Below are 14975 nucleotides of genomic sequence, written 5' to 3' on the forward strand. Positions count from 1 at the left end.
CGCCGGTTCCTCTCGCGCCGCCCGCGGCGGCCTGTAGCCTCGCGGTCATGGCGCACGTCGAACCGGTCTCCGCGTACCCTCCCGCATCGAGCCGGACGCTCGCGCAGTGGCTCGATCCCGAGCTGGGGGAGCGCTACGCGCCGGACTTCCCCACCCGGCTGCGGGAGATCGCCGACGCGCGGGCTGGGGCCGCCGGAATGTGGGCGGCTCTCCTGAGCACCGGTTTCGCGGCCGTCGTGTTCGGAGGGGTGCTGTTCGCCGTCACCGGCCGGACTCTGCCACTCCTGACGTGGTCGATCATCGGGGCGGTCCTCGCAGCGGTGGCCGGGTGGTTCCTGCGCCGGGTGCGTCACTGGGTACCGCGATCCGGGATCTCGGTCTCCGGTCGGGGCCCGGGGACCCTGCGAGGCGGCATGTGGGCGGCAGGCGGGATCCTGTTCCTGATCAACGTGTTCCTGGTGATCGGCGCACTCACCTCGGGACGCGTGCTCTCCATGGTCCTCGTCGACATCGGACTGGTGTTTCTGCTGGTCTCGGTGCTCGTCGTCCCGCCCGCGATCGTCGGTCGCGGGCGGCGGACTCTGCGTCGGCAGACACAGGCGGATCCTCTCCTCGCGGCGTCCCTGGAGCGCGAGCGCCTGTCGTGGATGCCGACGGGGCGCACGGAGATGTTCGGGCCGCTATGAGTGGCCGGGGGCGCGCGGGGCGGGTGCCGACGCGCCGGTAGACTCGGTTCTCGTGTCCGACAACGCACAGACTTCCCCTGAGATCACCCCCGAGGCGGTGGAGACCGCCGTCGAGGCCGCGCTCGCCGCGATCGGATCCGCGGCCGACACCGCGGAGTTGAAGGCCGCACGCGCGGCGCATGTCGCCGAGGGGTCGCCGCTCGCGGTCCTCAACGCGTCCATGCGCCAGGTGGCGCCCGAGCACAAGGCCGCCTTCGGCAAGCTCATCGGCCAGGGCCGGGGGCGCGTCACGCAGGCGCTCGCCGCGAAGGAGGCGGAGCTGGCCGAGGCCGAGACCGCCGCGCGACTCGAGGCCGAGCGCGTCGACATCACCGCGGTCGCGTCGCGCACGCGCGTCGGCGCCCGGCATCCGCTCACGCTGCTGCAGGAGCAGATCAGCGATGTGTTCGTCGGCATGGGCTGGGAGATCGCCGAAGGCCCCGAGCTGGAGCACGAGTGGTTCAACTTCGACGCCCTCAACTTCGACGTCGACCACCCCGCACGCCAGGAGCAGGACACGTTCTACGTGGACCCGCCCTCCCGCCACCTGGTCATGCGCACGCACACCAGCCCGGTGCAGGTGCGCTCGATGCTCGACCGCGAGGTGCCGATCTACGTGCTGTGCCCCGGGCGGGTCTACCGCACCGACGAGTTCGATGCCACGCACCTGCCGGTGTTCACCCAGTTCGAGGGCCTGGTCGTCGACAAGGGCATCTCGATGGCCCACCTCAAGGGCACGCTCGACCACGTCGCGCGTCAGCTCTTCGGCCCGGAGGCGAAGACCCGCTTCCGCACGAACTTCTTCCCCTTCACGGAGCCGTCTGCCGAGCTCGACCTGTGGCACCCGACCTTCAAGGGCGGCGCACGCTGGATCGAGTGGGGCGGCTGCGGCATGGTCAACCCCAACGTGCTGCGCGCAGCGGGGATCGACCCTGACGTCTACAGCGGTTTCGCGTTCGGCATGGGGGTCGAGCGCGCCCTCATGTTCCGCAGCGACGTGCAGGACATGCGCGACATGGCCGAGGGCGATGTCCGTTTCAGCGAGCAGTTCGGGATGGTGGTGTGATGCGCGTCCCGCTTTCGTGGCTGCGTGAGTACGTGGATGTGGCCGAGACGGCCACACCGGACGACGTCTTCGCGGCGCTCGTCTCCGTCGGGTTCGAGGAGGAGGAGCTGCACGGCTTCGACATCTCCGGCCCCGTCGTCGTCGGGCAGGTGCTCTCCTTCGAGGAGGAACCCCAGTCCAACGGCAAGACGATCCGGTGGTGCCAGGTCGATGTCGGCGAGGCCCAGGGCGGCATCCGCGGCATCGTCTGCGGCGCGAGCAACTTCGCCGTCGGGGACAAGGTCGTCGTGACCCTGCCGGGCGCCGTGCTGCCCGGACCGTTCCCGATCGCCGCGCGCAAGACTTACGGACACGTGTCCGACGGCATGATCGCCTCGGCCCGCGAGCTGGGACTGGGCGATGAGCACAACGGGATCCTGATCCTCTCCGAGCTCGGCATCGACGCCCCCGTCGGCACCGATGCGATCGCGCTGCTGGGCCTGGACGACGTCGCGGTCGACGTGAACGTCACGCCGGACCGCGGCTATGCCTTCTCGCTCCGCGGCATCGCCCGCGAGTACGCGCACGCGACCGGGGCGGCCTTCCGCGACCCCGCCGACCGCGACTTCGCCGAGCTGCAGCCGGGCACCGGCCGCACCGCCGTCGTCGAGGACGCGTCGCCGATCCGCGGCGCGGTCGGCGCGACCGAGTTCGTCACGCGCGTGGTGCGCGACGTGGATCCGTCCCGTCCCACTCCGCCGTGGATGGTCGCCCGCCTCACGCTCGCCGGCATGCGCTCGCTGGGAGTCCTCATCGACATCACGAATTACGTGATGCTGGAGCTCGGCAACCCGGTGCACGGCTACGACCTGGACAAGCTCGACGGGAACATCGTGATCCGCCGCGCTGAGCACGGCGAGAAGATGGTCACGCTCGACGGCCAGGAGCGGACCCTGCACGCCGAGGACCTCCTGATCACGGATGGGTCCGGTCCGATCGGCCTCGCCGGCGTCATGGGCGGCGGCACGACCGAGATGGGCGAGACCACGCGCAATGTGCTGATCGAGGCGGCGACGTTCGATCCGATCACGATCGCGCGCTCGGCCCGCCGGCACAAGCTGCCCAGCGAGGCCTCCAAGCGCTTCGAGCGGGGAGTGGATCCGCTCATCCCGTTCGCCGCCGCACGTCGCGTCGCCGACCTCATGGTCTCGCTCGCCGGCGGCACGCTGACCGAGGAGGGCGGCGCGCTCTTCGCCGAGGTCTTCATCGGGGGCATCGACCTTCCGGCCGGCTTCGTGCAGGGCCTCATCGGCGTCGACTACACCGACGAGGAGGTGACGGGCGCGCTCGAGACCATCGGCGCCGAGGTCACCGCGGACGACTCCGGCTGGAACGTCATCCCGCCGAGCTGGCGTCCCGACCTCACCGACAAGTGGTCGCTGGCCGAGGAGGTGGCGCGCATCCACGGACTGGACCGCATCCCGTCGGTGCTGCCGACACCGCCGTCCGGTCGCGGACTGACCGACCTGCAGCAGGGCCGGCGTCGCGTCGCGAACGCCCTGGCCGCTGCAGGGCTCGTGGAGACTCCGGCGTTCCCGTTCACCACGCAGGAGCAGAACGACCTGCACGGCTCGGCCACCGGGGAGAGCCTTCCCGGGGTGCGCCTCGCGAACCCGCTCGACGGGCAGGCGCCGTTCCTGCGCCGCTCCCTGCTCCCTGGGCTGCTGCAGATCGCGCACCGCAACATCGCACGGGGCCTCGTGGATCTGGCGATCTTCGAGACCGGCGTGGTGTTCCTGCCCGCGCCGGGCGTCGTCTACGGCACCGACGAGGTGCCGCCGCTCGGCGTCAGGTCGTCGGATGAGACGCTCGCGGCCCTCGACGCCTCGATCCCGCCGCAGGCCCGCCTCGTCGCAGCGCTGTTCACCGGCCACGTCACCCCGCGCCAGCCTGGGCGTGCGGCCGAGGAGTACGGTCTCAGCGAGGCGCTCGACGCCGTGCGCGTGATCGCGGATGCGGCCGGCGTCGAGATCGACGTCGTGCAGTCCAGCCGCGCGGCTCTGCATCCGGGGCGCGCCGGCGTGCTGCAGGTGCGCGGCACCGAGGTCGGCTATGTCGGAGAACTGCACCCGCAGGTGTCGGCCGCCGCCGACCTGCCCGGACGTGCGGTGGTGCTCGAGCTCGACCTCGACGGCGTGCTGGCGCTGGCGGGGGAGCGCGTGGTCGCGGCATCGCTGTCGACCTACCCCGCCGCGACGCAGGACGTTTCGCTGGTGCTCGACGCCGGGGTCCCGGCGGCCGAGGTGAGCGCCGCCCTCTCCGAGGGTGCTGGCGCGCTCCTGGAGTCGGTCCGCCTCGTCGACGACTACCGCGGTGAGGGTGTTCCCGCAGGATCCAAGAGCCTGAGCTTCGCGCTGCGGTTCCGGGCCGACGACCGCACCCTGACGGCCGCCGAGGCGACCGAGGCGAAGCTCGCGGGCGTCGCCGTGGCGACCGAGCGGTTCGGAGCCCAGATCCGCGACTGAGACGCGATACGAACGCACGACGAAGAACGCCTGTACGACCGGATCCGCGGATCCGGCGTGCAGGCGTTCCCTCGTCGTGCGGGCATCACGCGACGGGCGTGACCTGCGCGGCGAGGCCGAACGGTTCCTGGCTAGACTGACCGGCAGTGACACGGGGTGCCGCATCCGCGGCTGAGATCACACCCGTCGAACCTGATCTAGGTCGTACTAGCGAAGGGATGTCGCGATGAACGCGCGTCTGGAATTGCCGTCCGAGTCCGTGGTGGAAGCCGCCGCGGGCCTTCTCACGCAGCTGCGGGCGGAGCCCCCGCTCGTGCACTGCATCACGAACGCGGTGGTGACCGGGTTCACTGCCAACGTGCTGCTCGCACTCGGCGCGGCTCCCGCCATGGTGGACATCACGGGCGAGGCCGGCATGTTCGCCGCGATCTCGTCCGGACTGCTGGTGAACCTCGGCACACCCACGCCCGAGCAGCGCTCCGCGAGCCTCGAGGCTGTCGGCGGCGCACGGACGGCGGGGACGCCCTGGGTGCTGGATCCGGTCGCGATCGGAGCACTGCCGGTGCGCACCGCGCTGGCGCAGGACCTCCTGGCGCTGCGACCCACGCTCATCCGCGGCAACGCGTCGGAGGTCCTCGCACTCGCCGGGCGCAGTCAGGGCGGACGGGGTGTGGACGCCCTGGACGGCACCGAGGCCGCGGCGGACGCCGCGCGCGAGCTGGCCCGGAGCACCGGGGGAGCAGTGGCCGTCTCGGGCCCCGTCGATCTCCTCGTCGACGCCGAGCACGAGATCAGGATCGCGAACGGCGATGCCCTGCTCACCCGCGTCACCGGGGGCGGCTGCGCGCTCGGCGCGGCGATGGCCGCCTTCCTCGGGACGGCGCGCAGGACGGGCGACAGCCCCCTGGTCGCCGCCTCCGCCGCCACCCTGGTGTACACGCTCGCCGCCGAGGACGCCGCCTCGCGGTCCGCCGGACCGGGATCCTTCGCCGTCGCCCTGCTCGACGCTCTCGCCGCGATCCGCCCCGAGGCGCTGTCGGCAGGCGCCCGCGTCGAAGCCGCGGTGATCGAGACGGCGGGGGTTGCGGCATGACGCTCGTCGACGTCGCCACCGCCCGGGTCCAGGCCGGAGCGCGGGAGACGACCACCCGGCGGAGGCTGACGGCCGACGATCTCGCGCTCTACCTCGTCACGGACCCGGTGCTGAGCGGAGCGCGCGGAGTGCCCGCCGTGGTCGACGCGGCAGTGGCCGGGGGCGTGCGGATCGTGCAGCTGCGGGACAAGGACGCCGATGACGCCTCGATCGTGGCGCAGCTCGTCGAGCTCTCCGAGGTCATCGCAGGGCGAGCGCTGCTCGTCGTCGACGATCGTCTCGACGCCGTCGTGGAGGCGCGACGCCGCGGAGCGCGCGTGGACGGCATCCACATCGGCCAGTCGGACGTGTCGCCGCTCGTCGCACGTTCGGTGCTGGGTCCCGACGCGATCGTCGGGCTCACGGCGAACCAGCCGGAGCACCTCGACGCCGCGCTGGCGCTGCCGGCCGGCACCGTCGACTACCTCGGCGTGGGCGTGATCCATCCCACGACGACCAAGCGCAACCACCCGCCTCAGCTCGGCGTGGGCGGATTCGCCGCGTTCGCCGCGGCGAGCCCGCTTCCGTGCGTTGCGATCGGCGGCATCAGCCGGGAGGATGTGGCGGACCTGCGTGCCGCGGGTGCCGCCGGCGTCGCGGTCGTGTCGGCGCTGTGCGCCGCGCCGGATCCTCGCATCGCCGCGCGCAAGCTGCTGCGAGCCTGGGGCGCGGGCGGCGTGCCGCGCGTGCTCTCGATCGCCGGCAGCGACCCCTCCGGCGGTGCAGGGATCCAGGCGGACCTCAAGGCGATCGCCGCCAACGGCGGATACGGCATGGCCGCGATCACGGCGCTGACCGCGCAGAACACCCGGGGCGTCCGCGGCGTGCACGTCCCTCCTGCGGCGTTCCTGCGCGCCCAGCTCGACGCGATCGGCGACGACGTGCGCGTCGACGCGGTGAAGATCGGAATGCTCGCCGACTCGGCGGTGATCTCCGAGGTCGGATCCTGGCTCGGGACGCACAGGCCGCCCACGGTCGTGCTGGATCCGGTGATGGTCGCCACCAGCGGGGACCGGCTGCTGGACGCGGAGGCGGAGCAGGCGCTGCGCGCCCTGCTGCCGCTGGCCGATCTGATCACGCCGAACCTGCCGGAGCTGGCCGTTCTCGTGCGCGAGACCGCGGCCACGAGCTGGGCCGGCGCCCTCGCCCAGGCACAGCGACTCTCCGCGGAGACCGGCGCGCTGGTGCTCGTGAAGGGCGGGCATCTCGGCGGTGACGAGGCGCCCGACGCGCTCGTCGGTCCCGCAGGGCCCGTGCGCGAGTATCCCGGGTCCCGGATCCGCACCGCCAGCACGCACGGCACCGGCTGCTCGCTCTCCGCCGGGCTCGCGACCCGCCGGGCGGCCGACCTCGACTGGCGTGATGCGGTGGCCGACGTTCGCGCGTGGCTGCGGGAGTCGATCGCGGCCGGCGCCGGGTTGCAGGTGGGGTCAGGTCACGGTCCGGTCAGCCACTTCGCCGGGCTGTGGCGGCGCGGGGGGCTCGAGGTCGAGCCGAGCTGGGAGGAGGTCTCCGCGGACTGGTGGTCATCGATCGCCCCGATCCGCCGTGCGATCGATGACCTGCCGTTCCTGCGTCGCCTCGCGGACGGCAGCCTTCCGAAGACCGCGTTCCGCGGGTACCTCGCGCAGGACGCGCTCTATCTGCGCGACTACGCGCGCACCCTCGCCGAGGCGGCGCGGCTCGCGCCGCACTCCGCGGAGCAGGCGTTCTGGGCGCACTCCGCCGAACAGTCCGTGATCGGCGAGCTGCAGCTGCATGCGAGCCTGCTTTCTCCGGAGGGGATCGACGAGGCCACGTTCCGCGCCGAGCCGGCTCCTGCCACGGTCGCGTACCTCGATCATCTGCGCGGCGCGGCCTTCGACGGCGACTACCGCGTGCTCATCGCCGCCCTGCTGCCCTGCTTCTGGATCTACGCCGACGTCGGCACGCGGCTGCACGCGCAGGCAGTGGGCGATCGGGTGCGCCCGTTCGCCGCCCACCCCTTCAAGGAGTGGCTGGACGAGTATGCGGATCCGCGCTTCGCCGAGGCTACCCAGGAGGCGATCCGGATCGTCACCGCGCACGCGGCCGCGGCGGACGCGGCCACGCGCGAGCGGATGCGGCTCGCGTTCGTGCGCTCGAGCGAGCACGAGCGCGCTTTCTTCGCTGCCGCGGATCTGGTCGACTGAGCCCAGCCTCGCACCCGCGACGCCGGCTCTATGACGCGGGGCGGCGCACTCGATTTGGTCGAGGGCGCCACCCCGCGATATCGTCGCCGCATGCTTCCGGCTCCGCACACGACCGCCCTGGCGGGCGCTGCCGTGGTGCGTCGACGCCGTTCGGGCGACCGCCGACTCTAGGCGACCCCGCGCTCCCGCGTCGAAGGCGGTGGAGTGCCGGCGTCGCCGCCTCCGGCCCCGCATCGCACTGCTGTCCCGCGCCGTCTTCATGGGCGTCGCGGACAGGCCCGACCGTTAAGGTGGAAGCATGACGTATTCCGTCGCCGTCTCCGGCGCATCCGGTTATGCGGGCGGCGAGATCCTTCGCCTGCTCGCGAACCATCCCGACGTCGAGATCCGCACCGTCACGGCGCACTCGAACGCCGGACAGAAGCTCTCCGAGCATCAGCCGCACCTGAGGTCGCTCGCGCACCTCACCCTGCAGGACACGACGCCCGAGATCCTCGCCGGGCACGACATCGTGTTCCTCGCCCTGCCGCACGGCCAGTCCGGTCAGTACACCGATGCCCTCGGCGGCGTCCCGCTCGTGATCGATGCGGGAGCCGATCACCGGCTCACCTCGGAGGCCGCGTGGGACGAGTTCTACGGCGGCGCCTTCCACGAGCCGTGGGCGTACGGCGTCCCCGAGCTCCTGGTCGCGGCCGGCCCGGACGGCGCCGCGAAGCAGCGCGAACACCTCCGCGGCGCCACCCGGATCGCGGCCCCGGGCTGCAATGCGTCCACCGTGAGCCTGAGCCTGGCCCCCGGTATCGCAGCGGGCGTGATCGACCCGTCCGACATCGTGACCGTGCTCGCCGTAGGCGCGTCCGGCGCCGGCAAGAGCCTCAAACCCCACCTGCTCGGCAGCGAGATCCTCGGATCGGCCAACCCCTACGCGGTCGGCGGCACCCATCGGCACATCCCCGAGATCCGCCAGGCGCTCGCGGCCGCGTCGGGCGTCGCGCCCGACGCGATCCGGATCTCGTTCACCCCGGTGATCGTGCCGATGGCGCGGGGGATCCTCGCGACCTCGACCGCGCGCATCGTCCCGGGGGCCACCGACGCGCAGATCCGCGAGGCCTGGCAGAGTGCCTACGGCGACGAGGTCTTCGTGCAGCTGCTGCCGGAGGGATCCGTCCCGCGCACCGCCGACGTGCTCGGTGCCAATACGGCGCTCATCGGCCTCGCGATCGACCGCGCCGCGGACCGCGTCGTCGTGGTCACCGCCGTCGACAATCTCGTCAAGGGCACGGCAGGAGCCGCCATCCAGTCCATGAACATCGCGCTCGGTCTCACCGAGACCACGGCGCTCAGCATCAACGGAGTCGCCCCATGAGCGTGACCGCACCCCAGGGATTCGAGGCCGCCGGCGTCGTCGCAGGCCTCAAATCGACCGGCAAACCCGACGTGGCGCTGGTGGTGAACCGCGGGCCGCGCAAGGTCGGTGCCGCCGTGTTCACCAGCAACCGCGCCAAGGCCAACCCGATCATCTGGTCGCAGGAGGTCGTGAAGGACGGCGTCGTCGAGGCCGTCGTGCTGAACTCCGGCGGGGCGAACTGCTTCACCGGACCGTTCGGCTTCCAGACCAGCCACCTCACGGCGGAGCGCGCGGCGGAGCTGCTGGGCGTGGGCGCGGGTGACGTGGTGGTCTGCTCCACCGGCCTCATCGGCACCGGAGACGAGGTCTTCCGGGGCAAGGTGCTCGCGGGCGTCGAAGCCGGCGTCGCGCAGCTGAGCGCCGAGGGCGGACAGGCCGCGGCCGAGGCGATCATGACCACCGACACGGTCGCGAAGACGGTCGCGGTGAGCCGTGATGGCTGGACCATCGGCGGCATGGCGAAGGGCGCGGGCATGCTCGCCCCGGGACTCGCCACCATGCTCGTCGTGCTCACGACCGATGCCGAGCTCGATGCGGCCGAGGCGCACGCCCTGCTGCGCCGCGCGACCGGCACCACCTTCGACCGGCTCGACTCGGACGGGTGCATGTCGACGAACGACCAGGTGACGCTGCTCGCCAACGGTGCGAGCGGGATCCGCCCCGACCTGGACGACTTCGCGGCCGCGCTCACCCAGGTCTCCGATGAGCTGGCCCGCAAGCTGCAGGACGACGCCGAGGGCGCCAGCCACGCGATCTCGATCGAGGTCGTGCACGCCGCGAGCGAACAGGACGCCGTCGAGGTGGGGCGCTCGGTCGCTCGCAACAACCTGTTCAAGGCGGCGATCTTCGGCAACGACCCGAACTGGGGGCGCGTGCTGGCGGCGATCGGCACCACCCGGGCCGCCTTCGACCCCTACGACGTGGACGTATGGATGAACGGCGTGCGGGTGTGCACCACCGGAGGTCCCGACCGCCCGCGCGAGGACGTCGATCTGACCCCGCGTGCGACGCATGTGCTGATCGATCTGAAGGTCGGCGAGGCGGCAGCCACGATCCGCACCAACGACCTCACCCACGACTACGTGCACGAGAACAGCGCGTACTCCTCATGAGCGATCTTCAGGACACCGCGCCGGAGGAAGCCGCGATCAAGGCGCAGACGCTGATCGAGTCGCTGCCCTGGCTCAAGAGGTACCGCGATCAGATCGTCGTGGTGAAGTACGGCGGCAACGCGATGATCAGCGATGATCTGCAGGAGGCGTTCGCGCAGGACATCGCCTATCTCCGCTACGTCGGCGTGCAGCCGGTCGTCGTGCATGGCGGGGGACCGCAGATCTCCGACATGCTCGAGCGGCTCGAGATCCCCAGCGAGTTCAAGGGCGGCTACCGGGTCACCAACACCGAGGCGATCAGCGTCGTCCGGATGGTGCTCACCGGCCAGGTCAACCCTCAGCTCGTGTCGAAGATCAACTCGCACGGACCGATCGCGACGGGCCTGAGCGGCGAGGACGCCGGACTCTTCGGCGGACGTCGGCGCGGCGTGATCATCGACGGCGAAGAGGTCGACCTCGGCCGCGTCGGCGACGTCGTGCAGGTGGATCCGACGCCGGTCCACGACCATCTCGCGGCAGGACGAGTCCCGGTCGTCTCCAGCATCGCCCCGGATCTCGACCATCCGGGCCAGTCGCTGAACGTGAACGCGGACGCGGCGGCAGCGGCGCTGGCGACGGCGCTCGGGGCGGTCAAGCTCGTGATCCTCACCGATGTCGCGGGACTCTACGCGGACTGGCCGAACCGCGACTCGCTCGTCTCGCACCTGACCACGACGGAGTTGAAGACCATGCTCCCGTCGCTCGAGTCCGGCATGATCCCGAAGATGACCGCGTGCCTGGAGGCCGTGGAATCGGGCGTGCATGCGGCGGCCATCATCGACGGACGGGTGCCGCACTCGGTGCTCGTCGAACTGTTCACCAGCAAGGGAATCGGAACGGAGGTGGTGGCGGGATGACCTCGCACGCCGCACAGACATCGGCACAGGCCTGGCAGGGCGCGGCCGACCGCGACCTGATCCTGAACGCGGGACCGCGCTTCGAGCTGCTCGTCCGCGGCGAGGGATCGCACCTGTGGGACGGCGAGGGGCGACGCTACCTCGACTTCCTCGCGGGGATCGCGGTCACCGCGCTCGGACACTCCCACCCCGTCTTCGTCGAGGCCGTGTCGCGCCAGGCGGCCACCCTCGCGCACGTGTCGAACTACTTCGCCACGCCTCCTCAGCTCGAGCTCGCGGCCCGGCTGAAGCGACTCGCCGGCACGGGAGACGCGGGGCGGGTGTTCTTCGGCAACTCCGGCACCGAGGCCAACGAGGCGGCGTTCAAGCTCGCCCGCCTCCACGGCGGGACGGATCGTCCGCGCATCCTGTCGCTGGACAACGCGTTCCACGGCCGCACGATCGGTGCGCTCGCCCTCACCGCCAAGGCGTCCATGCGCGATCCGTTCCAGCCGCTGCCCGGAGGCGTGGAGCACATCCCCGCCACGATCGAGGCGCTCGAAGCGGCGATGGACGACCGGGTCGCGGCGCTGTTCGTCGAGCCCATCCAGGGTGAAGCCGGTGTGCTGGAGTTGCCGGAGGGCTATCTCCGTGCCGCCCGCGAGCTCACCGCGAAGCACGGCGCGCTGCTCATCGTGGACGAGATCCAGACCGGCGCCGGACGCACCGGCGACTGGTTCGCGTTCCAGCACGAGGGGATCGTGCCGGACGCGATCACCCTCGCGAAAGGCATCGGCGGCGGTTTCCCGATCGGCGCTCTCGTCGCGTTCGGGGAGGCGGCGGCGCTGCTGCAGCCCGGCTCGCACGGGTCCACGTTCGGCGGCAACCCGCTCGCCACCGCGGTCAGCAACGCCGTGCTCGAGGAGATCGAGCAGGCGGGCCTCGTGCAGAACGCCCGGGATCGCGGAGCACAGGTGCGTGCGGCCGTCACCGGGATCGGATCCCCTCTGGTCGCCGGCGTGCGCGGACGCGGCCTGCTCATCGGCGTCGCTCTCGCGGCCCCGGTCGCGGGCGACGTCGTCGCCGCCGCCCAGCGTCTCGGCCTCATCGTGAACGCCGCCAACGCCTCCTCGGTGCGGATCGCCCCGGCGCTCACGATCGGCGACGCCGAGATCTCCGAGTTCACCGACCTGTTCACGGCCGCCCTCTCCGAGGTCGCGGCTACCGCTCTCACGGAGACCCACGCATGACCCGCCACCTGCTGCGCGATGACGACCTGACGACGGCCGAGCAGACCGAGATCCTCGACCTCGCGCTCGAGCTGAAGAAGGACCGCTGGGCGGACAAGACCCTCGCCGGTCCGCAGACGGTCGCAGTGATCTTCGACAAGTCCTCGACCCGCACGCGCGTCTCGTTCGCCGTCGGCATCGCGGATCTGGGCGGATCCCCGCTCATCATCTCCACTGCGAACAGCCAGCTCGGCGGTAAGGAGACCCCGGCGGACACCGCCAGGGTGCTCGAGCGCCAGGTCGCCGCGATCGTGTGGCGCACCTACGCGCAGGCGGGTCTCGAGGAGATGGCCGCGGGCACCAGGGTGCCGGTGATCAACGCGCTGTCCGACGACTTCCACCCGTGCCAGTTGCTCGCCGATCTGCTCACGATCCGGGAGCACAAGGGCGAGCTGAAGGGCCTCACCCTCTCGTTCTTCGGCGACGGGCGCAGCAACATGGCGCACTCCTACGTGCTGGCCGGCGTCACCGCGGGCATGCACGTGCGAGTGGCCTCTCCCGAGGCCTATGCACCCCGCGCCGATGTGGTGGCCGACGCCCACCGCCGCGCTGCGGAGACCGGCGGATCCCTGACCCTCGTCACGGATCCGGACGAGGCCGCAGCTGGAGCAGACGTGATCGTCACCGACACCTGGGTGTCCATGGGCAAGGAGGAGGAGAAGGCGCAGCGCCTGCGCGATCTCGGCGCCTACAAGGTCACCACCGGCACCATGGCGCGCGCCGACGGCGACGCGATCTTCATCCACTGCCTGCCCGCCGACCGCGGCTACGAGGTCGACTCCGAGGTCATCGACGGCGCTCAGAGCGTGGTCTGGGACGAGGCGGAGAACCGTCTGCACGCCCAGAAGGCGCTGCTCGTGTGGCTCATCGGAAAGCAGGACCAGCCGTGACCGCCGCACACGGCACCAACCAGGGCGCGCTGTGGGGCGGCCGGTTCGCGGGCGGTCCCGCCGACGCCCTCGCCGAACTCAGCCGTTCGACCCACTTCGACTGGATCCTCGCGCCCTACGACATCGCCGGTTCGCACGCGCATGCCACCGCGCTCGAGGCCGCGGGCTACCTGGAGGCGGATGAGGCCGTGCGCATGCACGCGGGGCTCGACGCCCTCGCGGCGCGGATCGCCGATGGCACGCTTCTCCCGCAGCCCGGCGACGAGGACGTGCACGGCGCGCTCGAAGCGGCGCTCATCGCCGAGGTCGGCGCGGATCTCGGCGGGCGTCTGCGTGCCGGGCGCAGCCGCAACGACCAGATCGCGACGCTCGTGCGCATGTACCTGATCGACCATGCCCGGGTCATCGCCCGTGAGGTGCTGGGGCTCGTCGACGCCCTCGTCGCTCAGGCGCAGGCGCACGACAGCGCGATCCTGCCCGGGCGCACCCACCTGCAGCACGCGCAGCCGGTGCTCCTCGCCCACCACCTGCAGGCGCACGCGTGGCCGCTGGTGCGGGATCTCGAGCGGCTGATCGACTGGCGCGCACGCGCCGGCGTCTCGCCGTACGGCGGGGGAGCACTGGCAGGATCGACGCTGGGTCTCGACCCGGCGCTGGTCGCCCGTGAGCTCGGTCTCGATCGCCCCGCCGAGAACTCCCTGGACGGCACGGCCTCGCGCGACGTCGTCGCGGAGTTCGCCTTCATCACCGCGATGATCGGCGTGAACCTCTCCCGCATCTCCGAGGAGATCATCCTCTGGAACACCCGCGAGTTCGGCTTCGTCACGCTCGACGACGGCTACTCCACGGGATCCAGCATCATGCCGCAGAAGAAGAACCCCGACATCGCCGAACTCGCGCGAGGCAAGTCCGGGCGCCTCATCGGCAATCTCTCCGGACTCATGGCCACGCTCAAGGGCCTGCCCCTCGCGTACAACCGCGATCTGCAGGAGGACAAGGAGCCGGTGTTCGACTCGGTCCGCACCCTCGAGGTCGTGCTGCCCGCATTCACCGGCATGGTGGCGACGCTGCGCTTCGACACGGAGCGTATGGCGCAGCTGGCGCCCCAGGGGTTCTCGCTCGCGACCGATGTCGCCGAGTGGCTGGTGAAGAGCCGCGTGCCGTTCCGGGAGGCGCACGAGATCTCCGGTTCCCTCGTACGTGCCTGCGAGCTGCGCGGGATCGGCCTCGAGGATGCGGACGACGCGCTTCTCGCCGAGGTGTCGCCGCACCTGACCCCGGCCGTGCGCGAGGTTCTGACGATCGAAGGATCCGTGGCGAGTCGCGACGGCGTCGGGGGGACCGCTCCCGTACGGGTCGCTGAGCAGCGCACCGAGCTCGTCGCCCGCGCGCAGTCCGCCGCGCACGCGCTCGGAATGTGACCTAGGGGTGCCCCACCGGTACCCGCCCGACAGCCACGAAACCCCCCTCCAGGCCTTGGCCCGGAGGGGGGTTTCGTGGTTCATCAGGCATTTCTCGCCGGAGGCGCCCGGAATCACGGCGAACGACACGCCCGGGATGCGGCCACGATTTGCCGGAACCCCGGGATCCGCGTAACTTATTACTTGTTCGCCCCAAGCGGTAGAGCGAAAGGCCGGAAGGCCTGACTCCCCAAGCAGCGAACGAAACCCGATCTCAACGAAGAACTTCCCAGGTGGAAGATCTTCGACTATGATTGGGAACTCCCACCTCAGGTTCGCCGCAAGGCGCAGCGAGGGGGAGTGAGATCAAGCCCTACTTGTGATGCCGCGAGGCTGAACTGTG

At 71.4% G+C, this 14975-nt stretch carries 11 protein-coding genes and 1 riboswitch; all 11 genes read left to right on the forward strand.

All coding sequences use genetic code 11. The features are described 5' to 3' along the window. The first annotated feature begins 47 nt into the window (after positions 1-47). The 11 genes from LXM50_RS18045 to argH all read left to right on the forward strand — a co-directional run bounded on the left by LXM50_RS18045 (position 48) and on the right by argH (position 14593). A complete protein-coding gene (locus LXM50_RS18045; RefSeq protein WP_233312859.1) occupies positions 48-686 on the forward strand; it encodes a hypothetical protein in 639 nt (212 codons plus the stop codon). Positions 687-738: 52 nt separating this feature from the next. Then, entirely contained in the window at positions 739-1791 is a 1053-nt protein-coding gene (pheS, locus tag LXM50_RS18050; RefSeq protein WP_233312860.1) for a phenylalanine--tRNA ligase subunit alpha, read from the forward strand. Next, the gene (gene pheT / locus LXM50_RS18055) at positions 1791-4295 is read left to right on the forward strand and encodes a phenylalanine--tRNA ligase subunit beta (protein ID WP_233312861.1); all 2505 of its coding nucleotides are present in this window, start codon (positions 1791-1793) and stop codon (positions 4293-4295) included. The genes pheS and pheT overlap by 1 nt, the downstream gene beginning before the upstream one ends. 142 nt (positions 4296-4437) lie before the next feature. Further along, a riboswitch (TPP riboswitch) is annotated at positions 4438-4531 on the forward strand. Then, positions 4522-5388 (forward strand): hydroxyethylthiazole kinase, encoded by an 867-nt coding sequence (thiM, locus tag LXM50_RS18060; RefSeq protein ID WP_233312862.1) that lies wholly within the window; start codon positions 4522-4524, stop codon positions 5386-5388. It overlaps the preceding riboswitch by 10 nt. Continuing rightward, entirely contained in the window at positions 5385-7598 is a 2214-nt protein-coding gene (locus tag LXM50_RS18065; RefSeq protein ID WP_233312863.1) for a bifunctional hydroxymethylpyrimidine kinase/phosphomethylpyrimidine kinase, read from the forward strand. Before thiM ends, LXM50_RS18065 begins: the two co-directional genes overlap by 4 nt. A 298-nt stretch (positions 7599-7896) precedes the next feature. Next, positions 7897-8964, forward strand: a complete 1068-nt coding sequence (argC, locus tag LXM50_RS18070; protein ID WP_233312864.1) for an N-acetyl-gamma-glutamyl-phosphate reductase — start codon at positions 7897-7899, stop codon at positions 8962-8964. Then, positions 8961-10118 carry a bifunctional glutamate N-acetyltransferase/amino-acid acetyltransferase ArgJ gene (gene argJ / locus LXM50_RS18075; RefSeq protein ID WP_233312865.1) on the forward strand — a complete coding sequence of 386 codons (1158 nt, stop codon included), beginning with the start codon at positions 8961-8963 and terminating at the stop codon, positions 10116-10118. Before argC ends, argJ begins: the two co-directional genes overlap by 4 nt. After that, positions 10115-11014: an acetylglutamate kinase gene (argB, locus tag LXM50_RS18080; RefSeq protein ID WP_233312866.1), complete on the forward strand. Its 900-nt coding sequence runs from the start codon at positions 10115-10117 to the stop codon at positions 11012-11014. Before argJ ends, argB begins: the two co-directional genes overlap by 4 nt. Then, positions 11011-12243: an acetylornithine transaminase gene (locus tag LXM50_RS18085; protein ID WP_233312867.1), complete on the forward strand. Its 1233-nt coding sequence runs from the start codon at positions 11011-11013 to the stop codon at positions 12241-12243. Before argB ends, LXM50_RS18085 begins: the two co-directional genes overlap by 4 nt. Further along, positions 12240-13172 (forward strand): ornithine carbamoyltransferase, encoded by a 933-nt coding sequence (gene argF / locus LXM50_RS18090; protein WP_233312868.1) that lies wholly within the window; start codon positions 12240-12242, stop codon positions 13170-13172. The genes LXM50_RS18085 and argF overlap by 4 nt, the downstream gene beginning before the upstream one ends. Beyond that, positions 13169-14593: an argininosuccinate lyase gene (argH, locus tag LXM50_RS18095; RefSeq protein ID WP_233312869.1), complete on the forward strand. Its 1425-nt coding sequence runs from the start codon at positions 13169-13171 to the stop codon at positions 14591-14593. The genes argF and argH overlap by 4 nt, the downstream gene beginning before the upstream one ends. The last annotated feature ends 382 nt before the right edge of the window (positions 14594-14975 follow it).

Origin of the sequence: Microbacterium sp. Au-Mic1, assembly GCF_021341785.1 — a bacterium.
GTDB lineage: Bacteria > Actinomycetota > Actinomycetes > Actinomycetales > Microbacteriaceae > Microbacterium.

Excerpts from the sequence above, each read along its gene's own strand:
- LXM50_RS18045 (WP_233312859.1), top strand. The coding sequence starts at position 48 with ATGGCGCACGTCGAACCGGTCTCCGCGTACCCTCCCGCATCGAGCCGG.
- pheT (WP_233312861.1), top strand. The coding sequence starts at position 1,791 with ATGCGCGTCCCGCTTTCGTGGCTGCGTGAGTACGTGGATGTGGCCGAG.
- thiM (WP_233312862.1), top strand. The coding sequence starts at position 4,522 with ATGAACGCGCGTCTGGAATTGCCGTCCGAGTCCGTGGTGGAAGCCGCC.
- LXM50_RS18065 (WP_233312863.1), top strand. The coding sequence starts at position 5,385 with ATGACGCTCGTCGACGTCGCCACCGCCCGGGTCCAGGCCGGAGCGCGG.
- argC (WP_233312864.1), top strand. The coding sequence starts at position 7,897 with ATGACGTATTCCGTCGCCGTCTCCGGCGCATCCGGTTATGCGGGCGGC.
- argJ (WP_233312865.1), top strand. The coding sequence starts at position 8,961 with ATGAGCGTGACCGCACCCCAGGGATTCGAGGCCGCCGGCGTCGTCGCA.
- argB (WP_233312866.1), top strand. The coding sequence starts at position 10,115 with ATGAGCGATCTTCAGGACACCGCGCCGGAGGAAGCCGCGATCAAGGCG.
- LXM50_RS18085 (WP_233312867.1), top strand. The coding sequence starts at position 11,011 with ATGACCTCGCACGCCGCACAGACATCGGCACAGGCCTGGCAGGGCGCG.
- argF (WP_233312868.1), top strand. The coding sequence starts at position 12,240 with ATGACCCGCCACCTGCTGCGCGATGACGACCTGACGACGGCCGAGCAG.